Annotated in this window: 27 protein-coding genes; 15 read left to right on the forward strand and 12 right to left on the reverse strand. The window is 72.3% G+C overall.

Features of this window, described 5'->3' with window-relative positions:
* Positions 1-87 precede the first annotated feature (87 nt).
* Positions 88-933, forward strand: coding sequence for an MFS transporter (locus ABWI04_RS08935; protein ID WP_353832058.1), 846 nt, complete (start codon positions 88-90; stop codon positions 931-933).
* Between the two features lie 18 nt (positions 934-951).
* Complete coding sequence (locus ABWI04_RS08940) at positions 952-1,440, forward strand: pyridoxamine 5'-phosphate oxidase family protein (protein WP_345175321.1); 489 nt, start codon at positions 952-954, stop codon at positions 1,438-1,440.
* Between the two features lie 72 nt (positions 1,441-1,512).
* Here ABWI04_RS08940 and ABWI04_RS08945 read toward each other — a convergent pair whose 3' ends face one another.
* The 12 genes from ABWI04_RS08945 to pip form a co-directional block, all read right to left on the reverse strand.
* A complete protein-coding gene (locus ABWI04_RS08945; protein ID WP_353832059.1) occupies positions 1,513-2,664 on the reverse strand; it encodes an NAD(P)H-dependent flavin oxidoreductase in 1,152 nt (383 codons plus the stop codon).
* A gap of 9 nt (positions 2,665-2,673) precedes the next feature.
* A complete protein-coding gene (locus ABWI04_RS08950) occupies positions 2,674-3,069 on the reverse strand; it encodes a Zn-ribbon domain-containing OB-fold protein (RefSeq protein ID WP_345175316.1) in 396 nt (131 codons plus the stop codon).
* A gap of 2 nt (positions 3,070-3,071) precedes the next feature.
* Complete coding sequence (locus ABWI04_RS08955; protein ID WP_345175314.1) at positions 3,072-4,238, reverse strand: thiolase family protein; 1,167 nt, start codon at positions 4,236-4,238, stop codon at positions 3,072-3,074.
* Positions 4,239-4,427: 189 nt separating this feature from the next.
* Complete coding sequence (gene ehuA / locus ABWI04_RS08960; RefSeq protein ID WP_345175312.1) at positions 4,428-5,375, reverse strand: ectoine/hydroxyectoine ABC transporter ATP-binding protein EhuA; 948 nt, start codon at positions 5,373-5,375, stop codon at positions 4,428-4,430.
* Complete coding sequence (ehuD, locus tag ABWI04_RS08965) at positions 5,362-6,015, reverse strand: ectoine/hydroxyectoine ABC transporter permease subunit EhuD (protein WP_345175310.1); 654 nt, start codon at positions 6,013-6,015, stop codon at positions 5,362-5,364. Before ehuD ends, ehuA begins: the two co-directional genes overlap by 14 nt.
* The gene (gene ehuC, locus ABWI04_RS08970) at positions 6,015-6,731 is read right to left on the reverse strand and encodes an ectoine/hydroxyectoine ABC transporter permease subunit EhuC (RefSeq protein ID WP_353832060.1); all 717 of its coding nucleotides are present in this window, start codon (positions 6,729-6,731) and stop codon (positions 6,015-6,017) included. Before ehuC ends, ehuD begins: the two co-directional genes overlap by 1 nt.
* A gap of 3 nt (positions 6,732-6,734) precedes the next feature.
* Positions 6,735-7,628 (reverse strand): ectoine/hydroxyectoine ABC transporter substrate-binding protein EhuB, encoded by an 894-nt coding sequence (gene ehuB, locus ABWI04_RS08975; protein WP_345175306.1) that lies wholly within the window; start codon positions 7,626-7,628, stop codon positions 6,735-6,737.
* Between the two features lie 102 nt (positions 7,629-7,730).
* Positions 7,731-8,669 (reverse strand): ectoine hydroxylase, encoded by a 939-nt coding sequence (thpD, locus tag ABWI04_RS08980; RefSeq protein WP_345175304.1) that lies wholly within the window; start codon positions 8,667-8,669, stop codon positions 7,731-7,733.
* Positions 8,666-9,061 carry an ectoine synthase gene (locus ABWI04_RS08985; protein WP_089312209.1) on the reverse strand — a complete coding sequence of 132 codons (396 nt, stop codon included), beginning with the start codon at positions 9,059-9,061 and terminating at the stop codon, positions 8,666-8,668. Before ABWI04_RS08985 ends, thpD begins: the two co-directional genes overlap by 4 nt.
* A gap of 34 nt (positions 9,062-9,095) precedes the next feature.
* Positions 9,096-10,358 (reverse strand): diaminobutyrate--2-oxoglutarate transaminase, encoded by a 1,263-nt coding sequence (gene ectB / locus ABWI04_RS08990; protein WP_345175302.1) that lies wholly within the window; start codon positions 10,356-10,358, stop codon positions 9,096-9,098.
* 53 nt (positions 10,359-10,411) lie between these two features.
* A complete protein-coding gene (gene ectA, locus ABWI04_RS08995; RefSeq protein ID WP_345175300.1) occupies positions 10,412-10,960 on the reverse strand; it encodes a diaminobutyrate acetyltransferase in 549 nt (182 codons plus the stop codon).
* Between the two features lie 616 nt (positions 10,961-11,576).
* Positions 11,577-12,545 (reverse strand): prolyl aminopeptidase, encoded by a 969-nt coding sequence (pip, locus tag ABWI04_RS09000; protein WP_345175298.1) that lies wholly within the window; start codon positions 12,543-12,545, stop codon positions 11,577-11,579.
* A gap of 373 nt (positions 12,546-12,918) precedes the next feature.
* Between pip and ABWI04_RS09005 the strand changes: the two genes are divergently transcribed.
* The 13 genes from ABWI04_RS09005 (at position 12,919) to der (ending at position 26,394) form a co-directional block, all read left to right on the forward strand.
* Positions 12,919-14,514: a coiled-coil domain-containing protein gene (locus ABWI04_RS09005; RefSeq protein ID WP_353832061.1), complete on the forward strand. Its 1,596-nt coding sequence runs from the start codon at positions 12,919-12,921 to the stop codon at positions 14,512-14,514.
* Positions 14,515-15,189: 675 nt separating this feature from the next.
* Positions 15,190-16,866, forward strand: coding sequence for a CTP synthase (gene pyrG, locus ABWI04_RS09010; RefSeq protein WP_345175294.1), 1,677 nt, complete (start codon positions 15,190-15,192; stop codon positions 16,864-16,866).
* Positions 16,863-17,510, forward strand: a complete 648-nt coding sequence (locus ABWI04_RS09015) for an NUDIX domain-containing protein (protein ID WP_345175292.1) — start codon at positions 16,863-16,865, stop codon at positions 17,508-17,510. Before pyrG ends, ABWI04_RS09015 begins: the two co-directional genes overlap by 4 nt.
* Before the next feature lie 162 nt (positions 17,511-17,672).
* Positions 17,673-18,584, forward strand: coding sequence for a site-specific tyrosine recombinase XerD (locus tag ABWI04_RS09020; protein WP_353832062.1), 912 nt, complete (start codon positions 17,673-17,675; stop codon positions 18,582-18,584).
* Between the two features lie 206 nt (positions 18,585-18,790).
* A complete protein-coding gene (locus tag ABWI04_RS09025) occupies positions 18,791-19,657 on the forward strand; it encodes a ParA family protein (RefSeq protein ID WP_345175615.1) in 867 nt (288 codons plus the stop codon).
* A gap of 37 nt (positions 19,658-19,694) precedes the next feature.
* A complete protein-coding gene (locus tag ABWI04_RS09030) occupies positions 19,695-20,330 on the forward strand; it encodes a SecDF P1 head subdomain-containing protein (RefSeq protein WP_353832063.1) in 636 nt (211 codons plus the stop codon).
* Positions 20,331-20,398: 68 nt separating this feature from the next.
* The gene (locus ABWI04_RS09035) at positions 20,399-21,352 is read left to right on the forward strand and encodes a segregation and condensation protein A (protein WP_378189089.1); all 954 of its coding nucleotides are present in this window, start codon (positions 20,399-20,401) and stop codon (positions 21,350-21,352) included.
* Entirely contained in the window at positions 21,345-21,920 is a 576-nt protein-coding gene (gene scpB, locus ABWI04_RS09040) for an SMC-Scp complex subunit ScpB (protein WP_345175285.1), read from the forward strand. Before ABWI04_RS09035 ends, scpB begins: the two co-directional genes overlap by 8 nt.
* Positions 21,917-22,648, forward strand: coding sequence for a pseudouridine synthase (locus ABWI04_RS09045; protein ID WP_345175282.1), 732 nt, complete (start codon positions 21,917-21,919; stop codon positions 22,646-22,648). Before scpB ends, ABWI04_RS09045 begins: the two co-directional genes overlap by 4 nt.
* Before the next feature lie 65 nt (positions 22,649-22,713).
* Positions 22,714-23,076 (forward strand): chorismate mutase, encoded by a 363-nt coding sequence (aroH, locus tag ABWI04_RS09050; RefSeq protein ID WP_345175280.1) that lies wholly within the window; start codon positions 22,714-22,716, stop codon positions 23,074-23,076.
* 10 nt (positions 23,077-23,086) lie between these two features.
* Complete coding sequence (locus ABWI04_RS09055; RefSeq protein ID WP_353832064.1) at positions 23,087-24,178, forward strand: prephenate dehydrogenase; 1,092 nt, start codon at positions 23,087-23,089, stop codon at positions 24,176-24,178.
* Positions 24,179-24,296: 118 nt separating this feature from the next.
* Positions 24,297-24,959 carry a (d)CMP kinase gene (gene cmk / locus ABWI04_RS09060; protein ID WP_345175277.1) on the forward strand — a complete coding sequence of 221 codons (663 nt, stop codon included), beginning with the start codon at positions 24,297-24,299 and terminating at the stop codon, positions 24,957-24,959.
* Positions 24,960-24,996: 37 nt separating this feature from the next.
* Positions 24,997-26,394 carry a ribosome biogenesis GTPase Der gene (gene der, locus ABWI04_RS09065; protein WP_502913125.1) on the forward strand — a complete coding sequence of 466 codons (1,398 nt, stop codon included), beginning with the start codon at positions 24,997-24,999 and terminating at the stop codon, positions 26,392-26,394.
* Positions 26,395-26,481: the final 87 nt, after the last annotated feature.

The following is a 26,481-nucleotide window of genomic DNA, read 5'->3' on the forward strand; positions in this document are numbered from 1 at the left end:
CGGACGATGTGGCCGGTGGCAAGAGGGAACCGGCCGTCACCTGGGGAACCACCCCGTCCGGTTCCGTCGAAGGAGTGCCGGGCGACGATGTCCGATTCGAGCGAGCGAATGAACGGGCGCGCATGGGGCGTCCTGATGGTGCTGTGCGGCGCGATCTTCCTAGAGGGGATCGACGTCGCGATGCTGAACGTCGCGCTGCCGTCGATCCGCGCCGACCTGGGCCTGTCCACGGGGATGCTCGGCGGCGTGGTGAGCGCGTACGTGCTCGGCTACGGCGGTTTCATGCTGCTGGGCGGCCGGGCCGCCGACCTGCTGGGGCACCGGCGGATGTTCGTCCTGTGGCTGTCGGTCTTCCTGGTCTTCTCCGGCGTCGGCGGATTCGCCACCGGGGGCTGGATGCTGCTGGCCGCGCGTTTCCTCACGGGCGTCGCGGCCGCGTTCATGGCGCCCGCCGGGCTGGCGCTGGTCACCTCCACCTTCCCCGAGGGGCCGGCGCGCACCCGGGCACTGGGCGTCTACGCGGGGACGGCGGCGGGCGGGTTCTCGCTGGGGCTGGTGGCCGGGGGCATGCTCGCGTCCTTCGGCTGGAGGTGGGTGTTCTTCGCGCCGGTCATCATGGCGGCGCTGATCCTGGTGGCGGCGCCGGCCCTGCTCCCCGGCGCGGGCGCGGTGCGGAGCCCGGGCGGTTTCGACATCGCCGGGGCACTGACCGTCACGGGGGCGATGCTGCTGCTGGCGTACGGGGTGGTCCGGCTGGAGGACCTCGGCGCGGGAACGGGCCTGGACGCCCTGCGCACCGCCCTCGCCGTCCCGGTCGCGGCGGCGGTGCTGGGCGCGGTCGTGGTCGCGTTCGGCCTCCGCTCGCCCGCGACCCCGGATGACGCGACCCCGGACTGGAGCCCGCTCGCCGAGCCCGCCGAGACCGCCGCCTGATCGGGAAGGGAGACGCCAGTGGCCACGAAGGTGAAGTCGTTCACCGAGATCAGGGATCAGTTCGACGCCTACATCGGCGACATCGTGTACGCGACCATGACCACCGTCGACGCGAAGGGCCGGCCCCGCGCGCGTGTGCTCATCCCCGTCTGGGAGACCGGCGACGGCCGCCCGCTGGGTTGGCTCGCCACATACCGGACGCCCGTGAAGGCCGCGCATCTGGCCGGCAATCCGCACACCACGTTCTCCTACTGGACGCCGAGGCAGAACGCGGTCAGCATCGACGCCGTCGCCGCCTGGGACGACGACCTGGAGACCAAGCGCCGCGTCTGGGACCTCTACCGGCGGACGAGCCCGCGGGGCGCCGGGTACGACCTGGGCCGGTTCTGGCGCGGCGGGCCGGAGGACCCGGAACTGCACGTCCTGCGGCTGGAGCCCTGGCGCGTCCAGGTGATCAGGGGGACCGACCTCCGCAGCACCATCTGGTACGCCGAAGGGAAGCACTGAGCGGGCGCCGGGGCCGGGGCGTCGCCCTTGCCGGGCCGGACCGGCGGGCCCGGCCCGGTCATCTCGACGCCCTCAGGGCTGAGTGGCCGACTCCTCGCCGGTGATGCGGTTGAGGCGCTCCACCGCGTCGGCGAAGTCCTCGACCATGTCGTAGACGACCTGGCGGGCGGGCTTGACGGTGTTCATCAGGCCGACGCACTGGCCGACGAAGTAGTTCGCCAGGGCGCGGGCGCCCGGATTGCCGGACTCGGCCACCTTGGTGATCTGCCGCATGGCGCCCTCCGCCACGATCATCTGGATCGGCATGCCGAGCGGGCCGGGGCTGTCCGGGCCCTCCCACTCCTGCGTCCACGCGGACCGCAGCTGCCGTGCGGGCTTGCCGGTCCGCGATCGCGACCGGATCGTGTCGCGGGACGTGGCGGCGAGCAGCTTCTCCTTGACCGGCGGGGACGTCTCGGCCTCCTCGGTGGTGAGCCACACCGAGCCGCACCACACGCCGGACGCGCCGAGCGCCAGGGCCGCGGCCATCTGGCGTCCGGTGGCGATCCCGCCCGCGGCGAGGACGGGCACCGGCGCGACCGTGTCGACCACCTCGGGGACGAGCACCATCGTGGAGATCTCGCCGGTGTGCCCGCCGGCCTCCCCGCCCTGCGCGACGACGAGGTCGACGCCGGCGGCGACCTGGCGGCGGGCGTGCTCGGACGTGCCGACCAGCGCGGCGACGGGGATCCCGGCGGCCTTGGCCTTCTCCACCATCAGCGGCGGAGGGGTGCCGAGGGCGCTGGCGATGAGGCCGATCGGGTGGGCGAGCGACACGTCGATCAGCTCGGTGGCGCCCTCCTTGGTGACCTGCGCCCCGCCGCGCGCGTTGGACCGCTTCGCCTTCTCGATGTCGGGCAGCGGGACGTCGTACCTGGCGAACAGTCCGACGAGGAAGTTCCAGTGCTCGTCGGGGACGGCGGCGAGCAGGGCGTCCAGGCCGCCGCCGCCCTCCGCCGCCTTGTCGATCTTGCCGGGGACGAGCACGTCGACGCCGTAGGGGCGGCCGCCCACGTGGTCGTCGATCCAGCGCAGCTCCTCTTCGAGCCGGTCCGGGGTGTACGCGACGGCGCCGAGGACGCCGAACCCGCCGGCGTTGGTGACGGCGGCGACGACGTCGCGGCAGTGGCTGAAGGCGAACAGCGGGAACTCGATGCCGAACCGTGCGCAGACCTCGGTGTTCATGGCCCGACGCTAACGGACCGAACCGCGTTCGGTCCAGGGGCGGAACAGCACGTACGACTCGCCCTCGTCCGGATGCTCGAACGCCGCGCGCAGCGCGAGCCCCTCCCGCAGGTCCGCGCGCTCCACGCCGTCGAGGCGGGCGTGCAGCCACGGCCCCTCGGCCAGCTCGACCAGCGCCAGGAACACGGGTGGCTCCTTGGGCAGGACCGTCCAGGTCACCAGGGTCGCCGCGCCGCTCGCCTCGGCCCAGCCGAGGTCCTCCTCGCCGCATCCGGGGCAGCCGCTCGCGTCCGGCGCGAACCACCGGTCGCACGCCTCGCAGCGCCGGACGACGAGCCGGCCGGCGGCCGTGCCGTCGAAGAACGGGTCGGTCCGCCCGTCCCGCCGCAGAACGCCGACGTCCATGCCTAGGCCCCCTTCTCGTGCGGGCTGACGACCAGCGTGGAGTGGTGGTCGAGGATCCCGCCGTTCCCGCTGACGAGGATCACGTCGGTGGAGGGCGCCTGCCGCTCCCCGCCGTCCCCCCGCGCCTGGATCACGGCCTCCGACAGGGGCGTCATGCCCCACATGTAGTACGCCGACAGCTGCCCGCCGCCGGTGTTGGTCGGCAGCGGCCCGCCGGGCCCGAGCGCGCCGGACGCGGCGAACGCGCCGCCCTCGCCCTTGGCGCAGAACCCGTAGTCCTCCAGCGTCACCAGGACCGTGTAGGTGTAGCAGTCGTACAGCTCGCACACGTCCACGTCGGCGACGGTGACGCCGGCCATCTTCATCGCCGCCGCGCCGGACGCCGCGGCGCCCGTCGTCAGGCCGAAGTCGCTGCCGCGCTCCTTGCGGTGACCCGGGTGCCCCTGCCCCCAGCCCCACAGGTGCACGGGCGGGCGCGCCAGGTCGCGGGCCCGGTCGGCGCTCGTCACGATGACGGCGACGGCGCCGTTGGACACCAGGCAGCAGTCCAGCAGGTGCAGCGGCTCGGACACCCAGCGGGAGCGCTGGTGGTCCTCGATCGTGATCGGCTCGCGCATCTGGGCGAGCGGGTTGCCGGCGGCCCACCGCCGGGTCGCCACGGCGATCGCGCCGAGCTGCTCGCTCGTCGTGCCGTAGCGGGCCATGTGCCGCTGGGCGGCGAGGGCGTAGTGGGAGTTCACGCTGCGCAGACCGAGCGCCGCCGTCATCCCCCCGAACCCGTACCATTCCTTCCCGCGGCCGTCGCGGTTGTAGGCCGAGCCCGCCGACTGCTTCGGCTTCAGCGGCGCGTCCGCGAACACGCACGCGACCGTGGTCGCCGAACCGTTCAGCACCGCCATCGCCGCGTACGAGACCATCGCCCCGGCCGTCGCGCCGAAGGAGTTGACCAGGGCCAGCAGCCGCAGGTCGCGCAGGCCGAGCGTGTCGGCCAGCTCGATCCCGGGCGAGCCGCCCAGGCCGTGACTGACCAGCAGCCCGTCCAGGTCGCCGAGCGCCAGGCCCGCGTCGGCGGCGGCCAGCCGCACCGCGTCGGCGGCGAGCCGCCGCGGGCTGCGCCCGTAGACCCTGCCGAGCTCGGTCATGCCGAGCCCCACGATCGAAGTGCCCATCGCCTCGCTCTCCTCGTCCGTCGGCGCCACGGTACAGAATCGCGTTCGGTAGGGGAGCGGGCGGGGTGATCGCCGGCCCGGACGCCGCCCCGCGCGGGCGGCCCCGCAAAGGGAGTCGCCCGCGTCCCCGGGGCGACGGGGACGCGGGCGACGCGGGGGACGCGGTCACGGCCGGCGGGCCCGGACCGGTCAGGAGGCGAGGACGGCCTGCAGGAAGTCGCGGGTGCGCTGCTCGGACGGCTCGCCGAAGATCTGGTCCGGGGGCCCCTCCTCGACGATCTGGCCCTGGTCGAACATCAGCACCCGGTCGGAGATGTCCTTGGCGAAGGCCATCTCGTGGGTGACGCAGAGCAGGGTCAGGTCGCTCTGCCGCGCGATGTCGCGCAGCAGGTCCTGGACGCCGACCACGAGTTCGGGGTCGAGCGCCGAGGTGACCTCGTCCAGCAGCAGCACCCTCGGCTGCATGGCCAGCGCCCGCGCGATCGCCACCCGCTGCTGCTGGCCGCCCGACAGCTGGGTGGGGTGCGCGTTCTCCTTGTCCGCCAGGCCGACCAGGTCCAGCAGGCCGCGGGCCCGCTCGACCGCCTCGTCCTTGGACACCCCGAGCACGCGCACCGGCCCCTCGGTGAGGTTGCGCAGCACGTTCATGTTCGGGAACAGGTTGAACTGCTGGAACACCATGCCGACCTGCTTGCGCATCTCGTGCAGGTGCTTCTGGTTCGCCGGGACGCGCTTGCCGCCGCGGTCCATGTGCCACAGCGTCTCGTCGCCGATCCAGATCAGCCCGTCGTCGAGCTTCTCCAGCGTCATCAGCAGCCGCAGGATCGTGGTCTTGCCCGACCCGCTCGGCCCGATGAGCGTCACCCGCTCCCCGGGCGCCACGGTGAAGTCGAGCTCGCGGAGCACCACGTTGGAGCCGAACCGCTTCACCACCTTCTCGAAGCGGATGCCCGGCGCCTCGCCGCGCGGCAGCTCCGCGGCCGGCTCGGCCTTCGTGGCGGCGCCCTTCTCCGTGGACACGCCCGCGTCGGCGGCCGCCTCGCCGGGGACGGGATCGTGCGCCGTTGCGGCGCCTTCCGGGGCCGCGCGGTCCGCCGCGCCCCCGGGGTCGACTGCGTCGGTGTCAATTGGTGGCATAACGCCTCTCCAAGCGGCGGACGAGTATCGAGGATATGACGCTGACCACGACGAACAACAGGCCGACCATGGTGATCGGCTCCAGGAACTGCAGGGTCTTGGACCCGACCTGGTACGCGGAGAACAGCAGCTCCGCGACGTTGATCGCCAGCAGCATCGGCGAATCCTTGAACATCGCGATCAGATAGTTGCCGAGCGTCGGGATCACCCGCCGGATCGCCTGCGGCAGGACGACGTCCAGCCACACCCGCGAACGCGGCAGGTTCAGCGCGGTGCACGCCTCCCACTGCCCCTTCGGGACGTCGGCGATGCCGGCCCGGTACACCTCGGCCGTGTAGGTCGAGTAGTGGATCCCGAGCGTGATGGTGCCCGCGGTGAGCGACCCGATGGTCACGCCCCAGGCGGGCAGCACGAAGAACACGAAGTACAGCTGCGGGATCAGCGGCGTGGACCTGATGAACTCGGTGACCCACCGGATCACCTGGTTGAAGATCCGGCTGGGGGAGCGGCGCAGCAGCGTCCACACCAGCCCGAGGACCAGGGCGATCACGTAGCCCAGCAGCGTCGCGGTGAGCGTGTAGCGCAGCCCGTCCAGCAGGTCGGGCAGGATCTCGCCGGAATAGTGCCAGTCCCAGCTCATCAGCCGCTCACCCCCGCCCCGGGCGCGCCGGCCGCGATCGTCTTGAGGGACTGCTCAGGGGGCAGCCTGCGGCCCAGCATCCGGTCCACGCGCCGCTCGGCGTAGCGGACGAACAGCTGCAGGACCTGCGCGATCACGAAGTACAGGACGAGCACGACCGTGAAGGCCGCCACCGTCTGGCCGGTGCTGCCCTGGATGTTCTTGGAGACGCGGGTCAGGTCGACCAGACCCACCAGGGACACGATGGCGGTGCCCTTCATCAGCTCGATGATCAGGTTGCCGAACGGGGGCAGCATCAGCGCGAACGCCTGCGGCAGCAGCACGCGCCGCATGCGCTGGAACGGGGTGAAGTTCAGCGCGATCGTCGCCTCGTACTGCGCCTTCGGGACGGCGTTGATCGATCCGCGCACCACCTCGGCGCCGTAGGCGCCGACGTTCAGGCCGAGGGCCAGCACGGCCGCGAACATCGTGGAGAACCGGAGACCGATCAGGGGGAGGGCGTAGAAGAACCAGTACAGCAGCACCAGCGTGGCGTTGCCGCGGAAGAACTCCACGTACACGCGGTTCAGCCCGCGCGCCCACGCGTGCCGCGACGTGCCCGCCATCCCGAAGACGAGCGCGAGCACGAGCGCCAGCGCGCCGCCGAGGAGGGTGAGCCGGATGGTGACCCACGCCCCGTCCAGCCACTGTGGATAGCTGTCGAGGACCTCGGACACGGGTCAGCCCTGGCAGAACTTGGCGGCGGTGTCCTCCGGCCGGGGCATCTCCGCCTGGGTGAAGCCGAACGGCTGCAGGACCGGCAGCAGCTTGCCGCCCTGCTGGAGCTTGGCGAGCTCGCCGTTCCAGGCGTTCAGCAGGTCCGAGTCGGCCTTGCGGAACGCGAACGCCCCGGCGCCGAGCTGCTCCTTGCCGTCGATGACGGGGGTGAACGCGTCGGTGACCTCGAAGCCCTCGCCCTTGTGCTTGGTCAGCAGGTCGGCGAGCGAGATGCGGGTCAGCCAGATGCAGTCGATGCGCCCGGCCTTCAGGCCCTCGTAGGCGCTCGCCTGGTCGGCGAACGTCTTGATGTCGCCCTTCTTGACGCCGGTCTTCTCGGCGTACCCGGCCTCGACCGCACCGGTGAGCACGCCGACCTTGGCGCCCTTCTTGCCCGGGTCCTCGGCGGCCTTGAGGCCCTTCGGGTTGCCCTGCGGCACCATGAAGGCGCTCTTGGCGACGTACTCGGGGTTGGCGAACGCCGCGGAGGCGCACCGCTCCGGCGTGATGAACATGCCGGCGGCGATCGCGTCGAAGCGCTTGGCGTTGAGCCCGCCGATGAGCCCCCCGAAGTCGACCTGGACGCCCTTGATCTCGTCGATGCCGAGGTTCTTGAAGATGGCGCGCGCGAGCTCGGGGGCCTCGCCCGTCAGCTTCCCGGACTTGTCGGTGAAGCCGTAGGGGGCCTCGTTGGCGAACCCGACCGTGATCGTCCCGGAGTCCTTGGCCTTCTGCAGCGTCCCGCCGCCGGCCTTCTCCTTCGCCGGATCCGTCGTGGAGCAGCCCGCCGCGGCCAGCGGCGCCGCGGCGGACAGCAGGACGGCGGTGCGGAGGAAGTCGCGTCTCGAGGAAGTCATCGTCGAACTCCTGGTGATGGGTGCGCTCCGCGCCCGCAGGGAGGCCGGACGGCCCCCTTGCGGGCGCGGAGCGGGGTGGATCGGGTTATCGAGTTGTGCGGCTCAGGCGCCGGCGGTCCCCTCCGGAGCGGTGTCGCCTCCGACGGGAGTGAAGTCACGGGCGCCGATGAACGAGGGACGGGGCGCGGGGGCGGAGAACGGCTCGACGCACGTGTTCTCCACGCTGTTGAACACGATGAACACGTTGGAGCGCGGGAACGGGGTGATGTTCCCGTTCGAGCCGTGCATGCAGTTGCAGTCGAACATGGTCGCCGAGCCCGCGGGTCCGGTGAACAGTTCGATCCCGTGCTTGTCGGCCAGGATGGACAGGCTGGCGGGGTCGGGCGTACCGATCTCCTGTCCGCGCAGGGACTCCTTGTAGTGGTCGTCCGGGGTCTCCCCGACACACGCCACGAAGGTCTTGTGCGAGCCAGGCATGATCATTAGCCCGCCATTGTGCACGAAATTCTCGGTGAGCGCGATGGATATGCTCACCGCGCGCATCCGGGGCATGCCGTCCTCCGCGTGCCAGGTCTCGAAGTCCGAGTGCCAGTAGAAGTCCTTGCCCGTGAAACCTGGCTTGTAGTTGACCCGGCTCTGGTGCACGTAAACATCCGAGCCGAGGATCTGCCTCGCCCGGCCGACCACGCGGGGATCGCGGACGAGTCCGGCGAACACCTCGCTGATCTTGTGCACCTCGAAGATGGAGCGGACCTCGTCCGAGCCGCGCTCGGTCACCGTGCGCTCGTCGGCCAGGATCTGCGGGTCCGACGACAGCCGGCGCAGCTCGGCCCGGAAGTCCTCGACCTCCTCCGGCGCGAGCAGCTGGTCGACCGACAGGAACCCGTTGGCCTCGAAGGAGTCGAGGGTCGCACCGTCGATGGGCCCGTCCTCCGCCCTGCCGTACACGACCGGGTCCTGGCGGTACAGCAGCGCGGCCTCGGAGGCCTTCCGGGTCGGGTAGGCGTCGTCGATCGTCGGATGGGACTCGATGATGCTCATGCGTCCTCCTCGGTCAGCAGGGGGTAGACACCGTTCTCGTCATGGACCTCCCGGCCGGTGCAGGGCGGGTTGAACACGCAGACGGTGCGCACGTCGGTGTGGGCGCGCAGGGTGTGGTGCTCGTGGCCGTCGAGCAGGTACATCACGCCCGGCTCGATCTTGTGCTTCTCGCCCGTCTCGTCGTTGGTCAGCTCGCCCTGGCCCTCGACGCAGTACACGGCCTCGATGTGGTTGGCGTACCACATCTTCGTCTCGGTCCCCGCGTACAGGATCGTCTCGTGCAGCGAGAACCCGACGCCCTCTTTGGCCAGGACGAAGCGGCGGCTGCACCAGGTCGGCGCCTGCACGTCGCGCTCCGTGCCGATGATCTCTCCGAGGGAACGAACGATCATTGAAACTCCTCTGCTGTGTCGGTGCCGGGCGGGCTCAGGCGGTGACCTTCTGGCGGACGGCCTCCACGGAGTCCGCGATGATCTCCAGGCCGGTGGCCAGGTCGGACTCGGCCGTGGTGAGCGGCGGCAGCAGCTTGACGACCTCGCCCTCGGGGCCGGAGGTCTCCATCAGCAGCCCGCGGGCGAACGCCTCGCCGCACACCTGCGTCGCGGCCTCCGGGTCCTTCATCACCAGGCCCCACGCCAGGCCGCGGCCGCGGACGCAGTCGATGGCGCCGGCGTGCGCGATCGCGATCTCGTTCAGCGCCGCCTGGACCTGCTGGCCCTTGGCGAGGGTCTGCTTCTCGAAGTCGTCGCCGGTCCAGTAGTCCTCCAGCGCGGCGACGGCGGTGATGAACGCCGGGTTGAAGCCGCGGAAGGTGCCGTTGTGCTCGCCCGGCTCCCACACGTCCAGCTCGCGCTTCATCAGCGTGATCGCGAAGGGCAGCCCGTAGCCGCTCAGGGACTTGGACAGGCAGACGATGTCCGGGGTGATCCCGGCCTCCTCGAAGCTGAAGAACGGCCCGGTGCGGCCGCACCCCATCTGCACGTCGTCGACGATGAGCAGGATGTCCTGCCGGTGGCACAGGTCCTGCAGGCCCCGCAGCCACTCGGCGGTGGCCACGTTGATGCCGCCCTCGCCCTGCACGGTCTCCACGATGACGGCGGCGGGCTTGTCCAGGCCGCTGCCGCTGTCGTCCAGCATCGTCTCGAAGAGCAGGAAGTCGGGCGTCCTGCCGTCGAGGTAGTTGTCGTAGGGCATCGCCACGCCGTGCCCGAGCGGCACGCCCGCGCCGGTGCGCTTCATCGAGTTGCCGGTGACGGCGAGCGCGCCGAGCGTCATCCCGTGGAAGGCGTTGGTGAAGCTGACGATGGTCTCCCGGCCGGTGTACTTGCGCGCCAGCTTCAGCGCCGCCTCGACCGAGTTGTTCCCCGCGGGCCCGGGGAACTGGACCTTGTAGTCGAGGTCGCGGGGCGCCAGGACGTACTCGTTGAAGCGTTCCAGGAACTCCCGCTTGGCCGTGGTGTACATGTCGAGCCCGTGCACGACGGCGTCACTGGCGAGGTAGTCCATCAGCCGGCGTTTCAGCCCCGGGTTGTTGTGCCCGTAGTTGAGGGTTCCGGCGCCGGCGAAGAAGTCGAGGTAGCGTTTGCCGTTCTCGTCGGTCATGTGGCTGCCCTGCGCGGTGGCGAACACCGTGGGCCAGCTTCTGCAGTAGCCGCGGACTTCCGATTCCATGCGGTCGAAAACGTCCATGTCTGCCTCCAGGCAGGGTCGGAGAGGAGCGGATGGGGGGCGTGGAGCGTAGGTCAGTTCGCGGCGGCGATCGGGCCGATCCTGAAGAGCACCTCGGGCTCGTGTCCCCCCTCGGGGAAGTGCTCCGCGGCGAACAGCGGGCTGCGGGCGAGCTCGCACCCGCGGGCCCTGGCGAAGGATTCGAACATGGCGGTGGAGGCGGCGTTGTCCGGCGTGACCGTGGCCTCCATGTACCGCAGCCCGCGGGGGCCGAGGCGGTCGGCCAGGCTGTCGAGCATGCGGCGGGCGAGGCCCTGTCCCCGGTGGTCGTGGTCGACGGCGACCTGCCACACGAAGAAGGTGTCCGGACGGGACGGGCGGACGTAACCGGTGATGAAGCCGCACGGGTCCGAGCCGTCACGCGCGACGACGGAAGTGTCCGCGAAATCGCGGCACCAGAGCGCGTAGCTGTACGGCGAGTTGACGTCCAGGACGCGTGAGTCCCGGGCGAGCCGCCAAAGCGCGGGTCCATCGGCGAGGCTCGGCACCTGGAGTTGCACTTCCGCGTTCGTCTCGTTGTTCCCGGGGCGTCGGGTCGGTGATTCCAGGGGTTGCGCTGCCATGTCCAGGCAATTTAGCGAATCTCGCGCGGTGATCGCAGATAGATGTTATCGACGAGATGTTTAGCCCGCTCACCACTGGGTATGGTTAGACGCTTTCCCGATTCGGGTGCAATTTGGGCGGTCTTGCCGCGGGCCGCGATCCGCTTTTCCCCGGGATACGCAGGAGGTACTTCCGGGTGCGCCGGAGATGTTGCCGGCATGCTTCCTGAATGCGACCTTAACGTTTCGTCGCGGGGTCGGGAGGGCTTTTTCGTATCGGTTGTGTGAGGTAAGTCACACAGATGGGGTGTCAACGGGGCGGGTGCGGCGGGCGTCACTCCGCATCGCGGGAGGTCGCGCCGCGCCCGGGCGGGGTGGGGCGGGTGTGGGCCGAAACGCTCCACGGGGCCGTCTGTACTGACCCCTGGGGGCAGGTGCGCTCTCCGGAGGGTAAGGCCGTGCTTGCTAACGAGTTAGGAAATGGGGATTTTGGTCCGCTTCCGGGTGGCGGGGACCGGACGGGCAAACCGGACCCCGACCCGGTTACGGACACACGGAAGCTCGTTGTCGGCGAGACCGATTCAACGACGGCCCCGCGACGTCCGATGACGCGATGTTATCAAGCGATGACGAAGTGTCACATCTTCCCGGCGAAGCGGTCGGTCGCCTCGATCAGGTGGTGCAGGATCCCGGGCTCGCTGTAGGCGTGCCCCGCGTCGTCGACGATGTGGAAGTCCGCCTCGGGCCACGCGCGGTGCAGGTCCCACGCCGTCGCGACCGGCGTGCACATGTCGTACCGGCCCTGCACGATCACGGCCGGGATGTGGCGGATCCGGTCCACGTCCCGGATCAGCTGGTCCTCCTCGAGGAAGCCCTCGTTGGTGAAGTAGTGGTTCTCGATGCGGGCGAACGCGACGGCGTACTCCGGCTCGCCGAAGCCGCCCGCCATCTCCGGGTCCGGCCGCAGCGTCAGCGTCGAGCCTTCCCACGTCGCCCACGCCTTGGCGGCGGTGATCCGCACCTCGGGGTCCGGCGACTCGAGCCGCTCGCGGAACGCCGAGATGAGGTCCTCGCGCTCGTCCTCGGGGATCGGCTCGACGTACTTCTCCCACAGGTCGGGGAAGATCAGCGACGCGCCCTCCTGGTAGAACCAGTACAGCTCGAACGGCCGCAGGGTGAAGATGCCGCGCAGCACCAGCTCGGTCACCCGGTCGGGATGCGTCTGCGCGTACGCCAGCGACAGGGCGCTGCCCCAGCTCCCGCCGAACACCAGCCAGCGCTCGATGCCGAGGTGCTCGCGGAGCCGCTCCATGTCGGCGACCAGGTTCCAGGTGGTGTTGCTCTCCAGCGACACCTCCGGGTCCTTCGCGTGCGGCAGGCTGCGGCCGCAGTTGCGCTGGTCGAACAGGACGATCCGGTACGCCTCCGGGTCGAACTGCCGGCGGTGCGCGGGGCTGCACCCCCCGCCGGGCCCGCCGTGCAGCATCACCGCGGGCTTGCCGTCCGGGTTCCCGCAGACCTCCCAGTAGATACGGTTTCCGTCGCCGACGTCGAGCAGCCCGGAGTCGTAGGGCTCGATCGGCGGGTACAGCGTGCGAAGCTCCATGGGGCGCGATTGTTCCATCCGGCCGGCGCCGGGGTCGGATGTGACCCACGGCACCTCCCGGACGGGTCGCGCGGAGGGTGATCAGGCGTCCTGCGTGCGCGAACGCCGGACCGGCGTGGAGAGGGCAAACCCCAAACTGGGCAAACGTTCCGCTGGTCGGGACTAGAGTGCTCCTAGTGAGCGAAGCGAGGAGCCACAGGGCCGGCAGCGGAGCGAGCGAGATGTGCACAACGACCCCCGCGAACGCGGCCGTGCGCCGCCGGGCGAGGAGACACGTGAGCGAAGTGACGAGCCGTCGGGCCGGGAACGCTGCGAGCAGGGCGAGCGGCGTGCCGCCGGTCGGTCCGCTCCCGTCCGGGAGGCGAGGAGACCGGTGAGCGAGCTGAACGGATCCGGCGGTTCCCGAGGAGTCCCCGACGCGGCGACTCCCTGGCCCGCCATGGGACGCGACCCGGGCGGCGCGCAGCAGTCGCTGCCGTCCGCCCAGCAGCCCATCCAGATGGCCAAGCCCGGACAGCCCGCCCAGGCGGGCCGGCACGGGCAGACGGGGGAGATCGTGCGCCCCGACGTCGAGCAGGCCGAGGCCCAGCCCTGGGACATCGTCGAGCGGCTCCGCCAGATGGCCGACCTCATCGGCGACGCGCTCGCCGCCGGGGAGCGCAAGGTCAACGAGGCGCAGACCGAGACCGCGGCGCAGATCGCGGCCGTCCAGGCGGAGAAGGAGTCGGCGCAGCGCGACGCGGCCGCCGCCTGGGGCGAGGTGCAGCGCGCCCGCGGCCAGGCCGAGCAGGCGGAGCGGCGCGCCGTGGAGGCCGAGCGCCAGGTCGCCGACGCCGAGCGCCGCGCGGCCGAGGTGCAGAACGAAGCCGTCACGCAGATCGCGGCGCTCCAGACGGAGAAGGAGAACGCCCAGCGCGACGCTGCAGCTGCCTGGAACCAGGCCCAGCAGGGCCGCGTCCAGGCCGACCAGGCCCGCGGTCAGGCCGAGCAGGCGCGCGTCCAGGCCGACCAGGCCCGCGCGCAGGCCGACCAGGCCCGCGCGCAGATGGAGCAGTTCCAGGCGCAGGCCGAGCAGGCCGAGCGGCGCGTCGCCGAGGCCGAGGCGACCGTCCGGCAGGCGATCCAGCAGCGCGACGCCATGAGCGAGGCCCGCGACGACGCCCTGCGCGCCGTCGAGGACGCCGTCGGCGGCCGCCGCTCCGCCGAGGCCGAGCGCGACCGCGTCGCCGAGCAGGCCGGGGAGCTGTCCCGCGCGCTGGAGACCGCGCACGCCGAGCTGGCGGGGCTCCGCGCCAAGGTCACCGACGCCGAGATGACCGCGCAGAACCTCCAGCATGCCGTCGTCGCGGCGGGCAAGGAGGCCGACGAGTCCCGGCGCCGCGCCGAGGTCGCCGAGCGCCGCGCGCAGGAGAACGAGCGCCGCGCGCAGGACGCCGAACGCCGCGTGCAGGACGCCGAGCGCCGGATGCAGGACGCCGAGCGCCGCGCCCAGGAGGCGGCCGGACGCGCCGACGCCGCCGAGGGCGAGCGGCAGCAGGCCCTCGACACGGCCGCCCAGTCTCTGGAGGCCGCCAAGAAGGCCGAGCGGGAGCGCGACGGCAACGCCAAGGCACGCGAGGCGGCCGAGCGTGCCCGGGAGGGGGCCGTCCAGGCGCAGGCGCGTGCCGAGTCCGAGCTGACCCTGGCCCGCGGCCGGGCCGACCAGGCCGGGCGCGAGCGCGACCAGACCGTCGCGGCGATGCGGCAGCTGGCCGCCGAGCGCGACGCCGTCGCCGAGAAGCTCGCCGAGCGCGACCAGTGGGTCGACCAGCTGGCGCAGGCCGTCACGGAGCAGCGCGCCCAGATCGCCGAGCTCTCCCAGGAACGCGACGCCGCCCGCCAGGCCGCCGACCAGGCCCGCTCCCTGATCGACGAACTGACCCGCCAGCTCCGCACCATCATGCCCACCGCCGCCACCCCCCGCCTGTAGGGACGGCCCACACCCCCGGACGAGGCAGGGTCTCAGCGGACAAGGGGGCGCCCCGGACACGACGGCCGCCTTCCTGCCACTGCGGCAGCCCTGCCAGCGGGTGAGGCGTCAGCGCGCCCATGGGTGTCACGAGGCGCCAGCGGATGGAGGTTGCCCCCGAACAGGGCGGTCGAGATCCGTCCGCCGCGCCGGCCACGCAAGCGGAAGGCGATCGCGCTCTTGGACGGGTGGGTCTCAGCGGACGTGGGGTCGCCACCAGACGCGACGGCCGCGTTCTTGCCGCTGCGGCGGCATACAAGGGGGAGGCGGCCGCGCGCACGCGGGGGTTGCGAGTCTTGTGTGGCTGGGGGTGCCGTCGGACGCGCTGGCCGGTGGGGCCGTCGCGCTGACATCAGGTGGCGGCGCAACCACGCGACGACCGGAAGGTGGCGATCGCGTCCGAAGGCAGGTTCGAGCGAAGCGAGAACCTGATCGCGCAGCGAGCCGCCAGGCGAGCCGGAGCGATGCCAGCGATCGCCGCGTTTATCGACGATGGAGGGCCGCCAGGCCCGAAGGAGGAGAGAAGCGCAGTAGGAACGAGGCCCCCCGGGCCGAAGGAGGAGAGAAATGCAATAAGCTAGAACCCCGTGGACAGTGCGGTACCGTCCGCCTCGTAACGACCACGGGAGCGCCTTCTTGCCTTCGGCTACCACTGGTAGGTCACGTCCTACCAAGCATCTCTTCGTCACCGGCGGTGTCGCCTCAAGCCTCGGCAAGGGTCTGACGGCGTCCAGCCTCGGGCGGCTTCTCGCCCTCCGCGGCCTCCGGGTCACCATGCAGAAGCTCGACCCCTACCTCAACGTCGACCCCGGAACGATGAACCCGTTCCAGCACGGCGAGGTCTTCGTCACCGACGACGGCGCCGAGACCGATCTGGACATCGGGCACTACGAGCGGTTCCTCGACACGGAGCTGCACGGGTCGGCGAACGTCACCACCGGCCAGGTGTACTCCAACGTGATCGCCAAGGAGCGGCGCGGGGAGTACCTCGGCGACACCGTGCAGGTGATCCCGCACATCACCAACGAGATCAAGGACCGGATCCGGGGGATGGCCGACGACGGCGACGTCGACATCGTCATCACCGAGGTCGGGGGGACGGTCGGCGACATCGAGTCGCTGCCGTTCCTGGAGTCGGTGCGGCAGATCCGGCACGAGATCGGCCGGGAGAACTGCTTCTTCCTGCACGTGTCGCTGCTGCCCTACATCGGGCCGTCCGGCGAGCTGAAGACCAAGCCGACGCAGCACTCGGTCGCCGCGCTGCGCTCCATCGGCATCCAGCCCGACGCGATCGTGTGCCGGTCGGACCGGCCGATCACCGACGGGCTCAAGCAGAAGATCAGCCTGATGTGCGACGTCGACCGCGAGGCCGTGGTGTCCGCGGTGGACGCCGCCAGCATCTACGACATCCCGAAGGTGCTGCACTCGGAGGGCCTGGACGCCTACGTGGTGCGCCGCCTGGACCTGCCGTTCCGCGACGTCGACTGGGGCGCGTGGGACGAGCTGCTGCGCCGCGTCCACAAGCCCGCCCGCGAGGTCACGATCGCGCTGGTCGGCAAGTACATCGACCTGCCCGACGCGTACCTGTCGGTCACCGAGGCGCTGCGGCACGGCGGGTTCGGCAACGACGCCAAGGTGCACATCCGCTGGGTGAAGAGCGACGACTGCGAGACGCCTGAGGGCGCCAAGCGGGAGCTGGACGGCGTCGACGGCGTCCTGGTCCCGGGCGGGTTCGGCGTCCGGGGCATCGAGGGCAAGCTCGGCGCCATCCGGCACGCCCGCGAGAACCGGGTTCCGCTGCTCGGCATCTGCCTCGGGCTCCAGTGCATGGTCATCGAGGCGGCGCGGACCCTCGGCGGGCTCGCCGACGCCGGCAGCTCCGAGTTCGACGCCACGACCGCGCATCCCGTCGTCGCCACCATGGCCGACCAGCTCGACGTCGTGGCGGGGGAGCGCGACATGGGCGGCACGATGCGGCTCGGCCTCTACCCGGCCGACCTGGCCGACGGGTCGGTCGTGCGGGAGCTGTACGGGGAGGCGAAGGTGTCCGAGCGGCACCGGCACCGCTACGAGGTCAACAACTCCTACCGCGAGCGGCTGGAGCAGGCGGGGCTGCGGTTCTCGGGCCTGTCGCCCGACGGCCGCCTGGTGGAGTACGTCGAGCTGCCCCGCGAGCAGCACCCGTTCTTCGTCGGGACCCAGGCGCACCCGGAGTTCCGGTCCCGTCCGACCCGCCCGCATCCGCTGTTCACCGGCCTCGTGTCCGCCGCCCTCGGTTACGCCGAGGCCCGCGCGGACGGGGACGCCTCGTGAGCGGCGGCGAGGAGCTGGGCCCGGGCGACGTCCGCGACCGTCCCGACCGCTGGAAGGTCGTGGAGTCCTCCACGCCCTTCCGGGGGCGCGTCTTCAGCGTCCGCAGCGACCGGGTGGAGATGCCGCGCGGCGAGGGCACCGAGGCCGTGACGCGGGACGTCATCGAGCACACCGGCTCGGTCGGCGTCATCGCCGTCGACGACCGCGACCGGGTGCTGCTGCTGCGGCAGTACCGGCACCCGGTGGCGCGGCAGTTGTGGGAGGCGCCCGCCGGGCTCCGGGACGTGGAGGGCGAGCCCCTGCACAAGCTCGCCGAGCGGGAGCTGCTGGAGGAGGCCGGGTACCGCGCCGAGCGCTGGGACACCCTGATCGACGTCTTCCCGTCGCCCGGCATGGCCGACGAGCGCATCCGGATCTTCCTTGCGCGCGGTCTCACCGAGGTCCCGGCCGACGAGATCGACTTCGAGCGCGTCCACGAGGAGGCCGACATGCCGGTCGTGTGGGTGCCGCTGGAGGAGGCGGTCCGCAAGGTGTTCGCCGGTGAGCTGCACAACATGATCGCGTGCATGGGGGTCCTCGCGGTGCGCGCCGCACGCGACTCGGGTTTCGCGGACCTGCGCCCCGTCGACGCGCCGGAGGACTGAGCCGGATGAGGTCCCCCTCCGGTCGCCGGAGGGGGCATGATGGGCGGGTCCCCGGAGCCCACGGCCGGAAGAGGTGCCGTCCTGTCCCCGAGCCCGTCCTCCCGGAGCACCGCGCGGCGCCCCGAACGCGACGCCGGCGCTGGGTCCGCGCTCGATTCGGCCGTGCGCGCCTACCTGGGGCACCTGGCCGTCGAGCGCGGTCTCGCCGCCAACACGCTCAGCTCCTACCGCCGCGACCTGCGCCGCTACGCGCAGGTGCAGGCGGGGCGGGGCCGGGAGGCCGTCGGGGAGATCGCGGAGGAGGACGTCCGCGCGTTCCTGGCGGGGCTGCGCGAGGGCGACGGGGAGCATCCGCCGCTGTCGGCGGGCTCGGCGGCGCGGGCGCTGGTGGCGGTCCGGGGGCTGCACCGGTTCGCGCTGCGCGAGGGGCTCGCCGCCGGCGACCCCGCCCATGACGTCAAGCCGCCCACGCCGCCGCGCCGGCTGCCGAAGGCGATCTCGCTGGAGGACGTCGAGCGCCTGCTGGCGGCGGCGGCCGGCCCGTCCGGCGACCCCGGCACCGCGCGCGGCCTGCGCGACCGGGCGCTGCTGGAGCTGCTCTACGGGTCGGGCGCGCGCATCTCCGAGGCCGTCGGCCTGGACGTCGACGACCTCGACCTGCGGGACGGGTTCGCCCGCGTGGCCGGCAAGGGCGGCAAGGCGCGGGTCGTGCCCATCGGCGACTACGCCCGCGAGGCCGTGGACGCCTACCTGGTGCGGGCCCGCCCCGAGCTGGCCGGGGCCGGGCGGGGCGGCCCGGCGCTGTTCCTGAACGCGCGCGGCGGACGGCTGTCGCGGCAGGGCGCCTGGATGGTGCTGCGCGCCGCCGCCGACCGGGCGCAGCTGTCGGAGGTGTCCCCGCACACGCTGCGGCACTCGTTCGCCACGCACCTGCTGGACGGCGGGGCCGACGTCCGCGTCGTCCAGGAACTGCTGGGGCACGCCTCGGTCACCACCACGCAGGTCTACACTCTCGTCACCGTCCAGCTGCTGCGCGAGGTGTACGCGACCTCGCACCCGAGGGCGCGGAACTGACCCGCTCCGCGGGCGCGGCGGACAGGCACTAAGGGACGAATCGGGCCATCCGGCACATCGACAAATCGCGACGTTCGTTGCGCGTCGGCTTGAGCGACGGGGTGGACGGGCCTAGAGTCCCCGTTCTGGATGGCATTTCCAGGCCGCCGGGGAGGGATCTGGTGACCAGCACTAACAGTGCGGATGGAGTCCTCTCCTCCGCCACCATAGAGACCGACCCGAGTCGCGCCCTCGGGCCCACTCAGCGACCCGTGCCGGTGTTCCCGGAGCCGGAGCCGCTGGCCGAGCACGGGCCCGCGCGGATCGTGGCCGTGTGCAACCAGAAGGGCGGCGTCGGCAAGACCACCACGACGATCAACCTGGGCGCCGCGCTCGCCGAGTACGGCCGCCGCGTCCTGCTCGTCGACTTCGACCCGCAGGGCGCCCTGTCGGTGGGCCTCGGCAAGGGCGACCCCCGCCAGCTCGAGGTGACGATCCACAACCTGCTGCTCGAACGCGACACCGAGTGGGAGGACGTCGTCATCGAGACCGGCGTCGACGGGATGGACCTGCTGCCGAGCAACATCGACCTGTCCGGCGCCGAGGTCCAGCTCGTCCACGAGGTCGGCCGCGAGTACATCCTGCAGGGCGCGCTGAAGTCGGCGGTCGACCACTACGACTACATCCTCATCGACTGCCAGCCCTCGCTCGGCCTGCTCACCGTGAACGCGCTGGCCGCCAGCGAGGGCGTGCTGATCCCGCTGGAGTGCGAGTACTTCGCGATGCGCGGCGTCGCGCTGCTGATGGAGACGATCGAGAAGGTGCAGGGCCGGATCAACCCGGGCCTGGTCATCGACGGCGTCCTCGGCACCATGTACGACTCGCGGACGCTGCACACCCGGGAGGTCCTCGGGCGCATCGTCGAGGCGTTCGGCGACAAGGTGTTCCACACCGTGATCAACCGTACGGTGCGGTTCCCCGACGCGACCGTCGCGGGGGAGCCGATCACTTTCTTCGACCCCAGCTCGATGGGCGCGAACGCCTACCGCAGCCTCGCCCGCGAGGTCCTCATCCGGTGGGCCGAGTTCGAGTGAGGCCGCCCGGCCGCCGCTGATCCCGAGGGAGCGCACCATGGGCCACCCCCCGCCCGCGCCGTACGGCCCGCCGCCCGGCGCCCTCCCGCCGCCCTCGCCGACCCGGGGGCGGGGCCCGCTGGTCATCGTGCTGGTCGCGGTGACCGCCGTGGTGCTGGTCGCGGTCTGCGGCCTCGGGGCCTATCTGGTCCTGCGCGAGGACGGCGGCTCCTCGGCCGCCGCCTCGTCCGGCCCGGTCGACCTGCGCGTGCCGTTGACGTTCCAGCTCGTGGCGAGCGTGTCCGCCCCGCCGTGCGCGGGCGGCGCCGTCACCGTCACGGGCGCCTCCGAGTGCTACACGCTGGGTCCGGACGCCTTGGCGGTGCGCCGGCTGGAAAAGGTCGAGGCCGTCCCGCCCGACCCGGCGCGCGGCAGCCCCGGATGGTCCGTCGCGCTGACGCTGACCTCGGCGGACGCGCCCCGCTTCGCCGAACTGACCCGCGGGGCCGCCGCGGCCTTCGCCGCCCGGGAGCCCGGCGGGCGGATGGCGATGCTCGTCGGCGGGGCCCTCGTGTCGGAGCCCGCGCAGGTGATGCAGGCCATCACCGGCGGCGAAGTGGAGATCAACGGACCCGCCGCCACCTTCACCCGCGCCTACGCGGAAGGCCTCGTCCGGCGGATGACGGGGCGGTAGCGCCCGCCCGCGGCGGCGTCACCGCCGGTGATCGCGGCTGGTGCGAGCGCGCGCCGGGGCATGGGACGATGGGGCCGGTGAGCACAGGGCACGAGGAGCTCTCCGCTACCGTGAGCGACGTGGACGCGACGTCGCCCGAGCCGGGGCGCGAGACCGACGAGGAGCAGGGGTTCCGCGTCCGCCTGGACAACTTCGAGGGCCCCTTCGACCTGCTGCTCGGCCTGATCTCCAAGCACAAGCTCGACATCACCGAGGTGTCGCTGCACAAGGTCACCGACGACTTCATCGCCCACATCCGCTCGCACGGCGCGGAGTGGGACCTCGACCAGGCCAGCCACTTCCTGCTGGTCGCCGCGACCCTGCTGGACCTCAAGGCCGCCCGGCTGCTGCCGTCCGGCGAGGTCGACGACGAGGAGGACCTGGCGCTGCTGGAGGCCCGCGACCTGCTGTTCGCGCGGCTGCTGCAGTACCGGGCGTACAAGGAGGTCGCGCGGGTGATCGCGGCGCGCGTCGCCGACGCGAGCCGCCGGTTCCCGCGCCTGGTCCCGATGGAGCCGAAGTTCGCCAACCTCCTGCCGGAGGTGCTGCTCGGCCTCGGCCCGCAGGAGTTCGCGCGGCTCGCCGCCAAGGCGCTCGCCCCGAAGACGCCGCCGTCGGTCTCGGTCGAGCACATGTACCAGCCGAAGGCCAGCGTCAAGGAGCAGGCCGCGATCGTCGTGGAGCTGCTCCGCCGGCTGCGCCGGACCACCTTCCGCGTCCTGGCGGCCGACGCCGAGGGCACCTACGAGGTGGTCGCCCGGTTCCTGGCCCTGCTGGAGCTGTACCGGGAGCAGGCGGTCACGTTCGAGCAGGACGAGCCCCTCGGCGAGCTCCACGTCACCTGGACCGGAACCGACGACGGCGACGTCGAGGTCGGCGACGACTACGAGGGCGCCGCGAAGAAGGACCCCGCGGAGGGCGCCGCCGGGGACGCCGCCGGACCCGACGAGAAGAGCCGGAAGGACGAGGAAGACGATGAGTGAGGAACCCGGCGCGGACGCGCCGGAGCTTCCGGGGCTGCGCGCCTCGATCGAGGCGATCCTGCTCGTGGTGGACGAGCCGGTCACCGAGATGACGCTCGCGCAGCTGCTGGAGCGGCCCCGCGGCGAGGTCGCCGCGACGCTGCGGGAGCTGGCCGCGGAATACACCGAGCAGGGCCGGGGGTTCGATCTCAGGGAGGTCGCCGGCGGCTGGCGGTTCTACACCCGGGACGTCTGCGCCCCGGTGGTGGAGCGGTTCGTCACCGACGGGCAGCAGGCGCGGCTCACCCAGGCCGCACTTGAGACGCTCGCCGTCGTCGCCTACCGGCAGCCGGTGAGCCGGGCCCGCGTGTCGGCGATCCGCGGCGTCAACAGCGACGGCGTCATGCGGACGCTGACCCTGCGCGGCCTGATCGAGGACGCCGGGCAGGACCCGGAGTCGCAGGCCCACCTCTACCGGACCACCGGGTACTTCCTGGAGCGGCTGGGGCTGCGCGATCTCGACGAGCTTCCCGAGCTCGCCCCCTACCTTCCCGATGACCTTCCAGAAGAGATAGTTGAGGACGCGTGAGCGAGAACGAGGGCGTACGCCTGCAGAAGGTCCTGGCCGAGGCCGGGATCGGCAGCCGCCGCCACTGCGAGGAGCTGATCGGCGAGGGCCGCGTCACCGTCAACGGGCACAAGGTGTTCCGCTTCGGTGAGCGCGTCGACCCGCGGAGCGCCGTCATCCATGTGGACGGCAAGCGGGTCGAGACCAGGTCCGAGATGCGCTATTACGCCATCAACAAGCCGCGCGGCGTGGTGTCGACCATGGCGGACGAGCGGGGCCGCAAGTCCCTGGCCGACTACGTGGAGGTGCCCGAGCGGCTGTTCCACGTGGGGCGGCTGGACACCGACACCGAGGGCCTGATCCTGCTCACCAACGACGGTGAGCTGTCGCACCGGCTGACCCACCCGTCCTACGGGGTGTTCAAGACCTATCTGGCGGAGATCCACGGTCCGATCCCGCGCGACCTCGGCAAGCGGCTCAGGGCCGGAGTCACCCTGGACGACGGCCCCGCCAAGGCCGACAAGTTCCGCATCTTCGACCAGGTCGGCCGGCGCGTGCTGGTCGAGATCACCCTGCACGAGGGGCGCAAGCACATCGTCCGGCGGCTGCTGAAGGAGGTCGGCTTCCCCGTCCAGCAGCTCGCCCGCGTCGAGTTCGGGCCGATCAAGCTGGGCCAGCTGAAGCCGGGCGGGATGCGGGCGCTCACCGTCCAGGAGATCGGCGAGCTGTACAAGGCCGTGGGCCTGTAGAGGCACCGGACACGACGACGACACCGGACACACGACGACACCGGACACGACGAGGGGAAACGACTGTGACGGTACGCGCGGTCCGCGGCGCGACGCAGATCGACGCCGACGACCGGGACCAGATCCTGGAGGCGACGACCGAGCTCGTCTCGGAGGTGATGGCCCGCAACGGGCTGACCACCGACGACGTCATCAGCGTCATCTTCACGGTGACGCCGGACCTGACGGCCGAGTTCCCGGCGCTCGCCGCCCGCAAGCTCGGGTTCCACGAGGTGCCGCTGCTGTGCGCCACCGAGATCGGCGTCCCCGGCGCGCTGCCGCGGGTCATCCGGCTGATGGCGCACATCGCGACGGACCGTCCCCGCTCCGACGTCCAGCACGTGTACCTGCGCGGCGCCACGGCGCTCCGGCTGGACATCGCACAGTAGGGTTTCCGACGTGAGCGAGGACGTGGTGGCGCGGCGGATCGTCGTGGTCGGGACGGGCCTGATCGGGACGTCGATCGCCCTGGCGATGCGGGAGCGCGGCTCCGAGGTGCTGCTGACCGACCGGGACCCGGCGGCGCTGGCCCTGGCCGTGGAGCTGGGCGCGGGCGAGGCGCTGCCGGACGGGGCGCGGGGGGAGCCCGCCGACCTGGCGGTGCTCGCGGTGCCGCCGGCGGCGGTGGCGGTGACGCTGCTGGACGCGCAGAAGCGCGGCCTGGCGACCGCCTACACCGACGTGGCCAGCGTGAAGGCGCTGCCGCTGGCCCAGGCGGCCGAGCTCGGCTGCGACCTGACCACGTTCGTGGCGGGCCACCCCCTGGCCGGGAGCGAGCGGTCCGGGCCGAGCGCGGCGCGGCCCGACCTGTTCCTCGGCCGCCCGTGGGCGCTGTGCGCGCCCCCGGAGGCGACGCCGGAGACGGTCGAGGTCGTGACGGGCCTGGCGCAGGCGTGCGGCGCGATGCCGGTCCAGGTGGACGCCGCCGAGCACGACCGGGCCGTCGCGCTGGTCTCGCACGCCCCGCACGTGGTGTCGGCGGCGGTCGCCGCCCGCCTGACCGGCGCCGACGACGTGGCGCTCGGCCTGTCCGGGCAGGGCGTGCGCGACGTCACCCGGATCGCGGCGAGCGATCCCCGGCTGTGGATCGGCATCCTGTCGGCCAACTCGGCGCCCGTCGCCGACGTGCTGGAGGCCGTCGCCACCGATCTCGCGGTGGCGGCGTCGCTGCTGCGCGACGGCAGCGAGGAGGCCGCGACGCACGTCGCCGACCTGCTGCTGCGCGGGAACGCGGGCCGGTCCCGCATCCCCGGCAAGCACGGCGGCGACCAGCCCGCCTACGCGACGGTGCAGGTGGTCATCCCCGACCGGCCGGGCGAGCTGGCGATGATCTTCCAGGCGGCGGGGATCGCGGGGGTCAACATCGAGGACGTGACCATCGAGCACTCCCCGGGCCGCCCGCTCGGCGTGCTGGAGCTGTCGGTCGTCCCGGCGGCGGCCGAGCGGCTGGCGGAGGAACTGCGCGCCCGCGGCTGGTCGGTGCCCGGCTAGGCCGCAGTGGTGCCGGGAGGCCGGTAACCTGGGGCGCCGAAGACTTGCTCCGGGGGCTTCCGCACGCCGGCGCGGCGACGAGCGCCGCCCGCTTCACGACGACAGAGAAGGAGCGATCGTGCCGCTCGTCATCGCCATGGACGGTCCGTCCGGGTCGGGGAAGTCCAGCGCGTCCAAGGGCGTCGCCCGGGCGCTCGGGCTGCGCTACCTGGACACGGGCGCCATGTACCGCGCCATGACGTGGTGGATGCTGGAGAACGGCGTGCCGGTCGAGGACGGCGCCGCGGTCGCGGCCCGCGCGCAGGACCCGGTGATCGAGTCCGGCACCGACCCGGCGGCGCCGACGATCACGGTGGACGGGACGGACGTGTCCGGCCCGATCCGCACCCGCGCGGTGACGAACGCGGTCAGCGCCGTCAGCTCCGTCCCGGCGGTGCGCGCCCGGCTCGTGGAGCTCCAGCGCGAGATCATCGGAGCCGGCGGGATCGTGGTGGAGGGGCGCGACATCGGGACGGCCGTCGCGCCGGAGGCCCCGGTCAAGGTGTTCCTGACGGCGAGCGCCGAGGTCCGCGCGGCGCGCCGCGCGAAGGACCTGGCCGCCGACCCGGGCGCGTCGGTGACGGTCACGCAGGCCGAGCAGGAGCGGCGGGACCGGCTGGACTCGACGCGCAAGGCCTCGCCGCTGGCCAAGGCGGCGGGCGCGCACGAGATCGACTCGACCGGGCTGAGCCTGGACGAGGTCATCGAGGCGGTCGTCCGCCTCGCCAAAGAGCATGAGTGAGCGGGCGGCCTGACGGCTCCCGCCGGGGAATGTGACAGTGAGCGATTTCGAGATCGAAACGGTGGACGCCGTCGAGGACGCCGTCGAGGACGTCGACCAGGACGCGGGCCCGGCGCCGGTCGTGGCCGTGGTGGGGCGGCCGAACGTCGGCAAGTCCACCCTGGTCAACCGGATCATCGGCCGGCGTGAGGCCGTCGTGGAGGACGTCCCGGGCGTGACCCGCGACCGGGTCGCCTACGACGCGGCGTGGAGCGGGCGCCGGTTCACCGTCGTCGACACCGGCGGCTGGCTGCCGGACTCCTCCGGCCTGGCGGCGGCGATCGCCGAGCAGGCGCGGCTGGCGGTCGAGCTGGCCGACGTGGTGATGTTCGTGGTGGACGCGACCGTGGGCGCCACGGACGTGGACGAGGCCGTGGTGGAGATCCTGCGCCGGTCCGGCAAGCCGGTGGTGCTGGTCGCCAACAAGGTCGACGACGTGGGCGCCGAGTCCGACGCGGCGCTGCTGTGGTCGCTCGGCATCGGCGAGCCGCACCCGGTCAGCGCCCTGCACGGGCGCGGCAGCGGCGACCTGCTCGACGCGGTGCTGGACGCGCTGCCCGAGGAGCCCCCGGCGGAGACGTTCGGCGAGGCCGGCGGGCCGCGCCGCGTCGCGCTGCTCGGCCGCCCGAACGTCGGCAAGTCGAGCCTGCTGAACAAGCTGGCGGGGGAGAACCGCGCCGTCGTGGACTCGGTGGCGGGCACGACCCGCGACCCGGTCGACGAGCTGATCGAGCTGGGCGGCAAGACGTGGCGGTTCATCGACACCGCCGGGATCCGGCGCCGGCACCGCGAGAACCAGGGCGCCGACTTCTACGCGACGCTGCGGACGCGGTCGGCGCTGGAGCGCGCCGAGGTCGCGGTCGTGCTGGTGGACGCCGACCAGCCGCTCGCCGAGCAGGACCTGCGGATCATCTCCATGGTGATCGAGTCGGGCCGGTCGCTGGTCATCGCCTACAACAAGTGGGACCTGCTCGACGAGGAGCGCCGCCACTACCTCGAACGCGAGATCGACCGGCAGCTGCACACCGCGCGGTGGGCGCCGCGGGCGAACATCTCCGCCAAGACCGGGCGGCACATGGAGAAGCTGGTGCCGGCCATCGAGACGGCGCTGGAGGGCTGGGGCACCCGCGTCCCGACGTCCAAGCTGAACCAGTTCTTCGCCGACCTGGTGAACTCGCATCCGCACCCGGTGCGGGGCGGCAAGCAGCCGCGCGTGCTGTTCGCTACGCAGGCGGGGGTGCGGCCGCCGCGGTTCGTGCTGTTCACGTCGGGCTTCCTCGAGGAGGGCTACCGGCGGTTCATCGAGCGGCGGCTGCGGGAGGAGTTCGGGTTCGACGGGACGCCCCTCGACATCACGATGAAGATCCGCGAGAAGCGCGGCAAGGGCAAGAAGTAGCCGAAATGTCACGCGCGGCCCGCCGGGGAGCTTCCCCCGCCGGGCCGCCTCGTGGCAGGATGCACCTGCGGGGCGAGTAAGTCTTCC

The sequence above is a fragment of the Actinomadura sp. NPDC000929 genome, from assembly GCF_040492065.1.
Classification (GTDB): domain Bacteria; phylum Actinomycetota; class Actinomycetes; order Streptosporangiales; family Streptosporangiaceae; genus Spirillospora; species Spirillospora verrucosospora.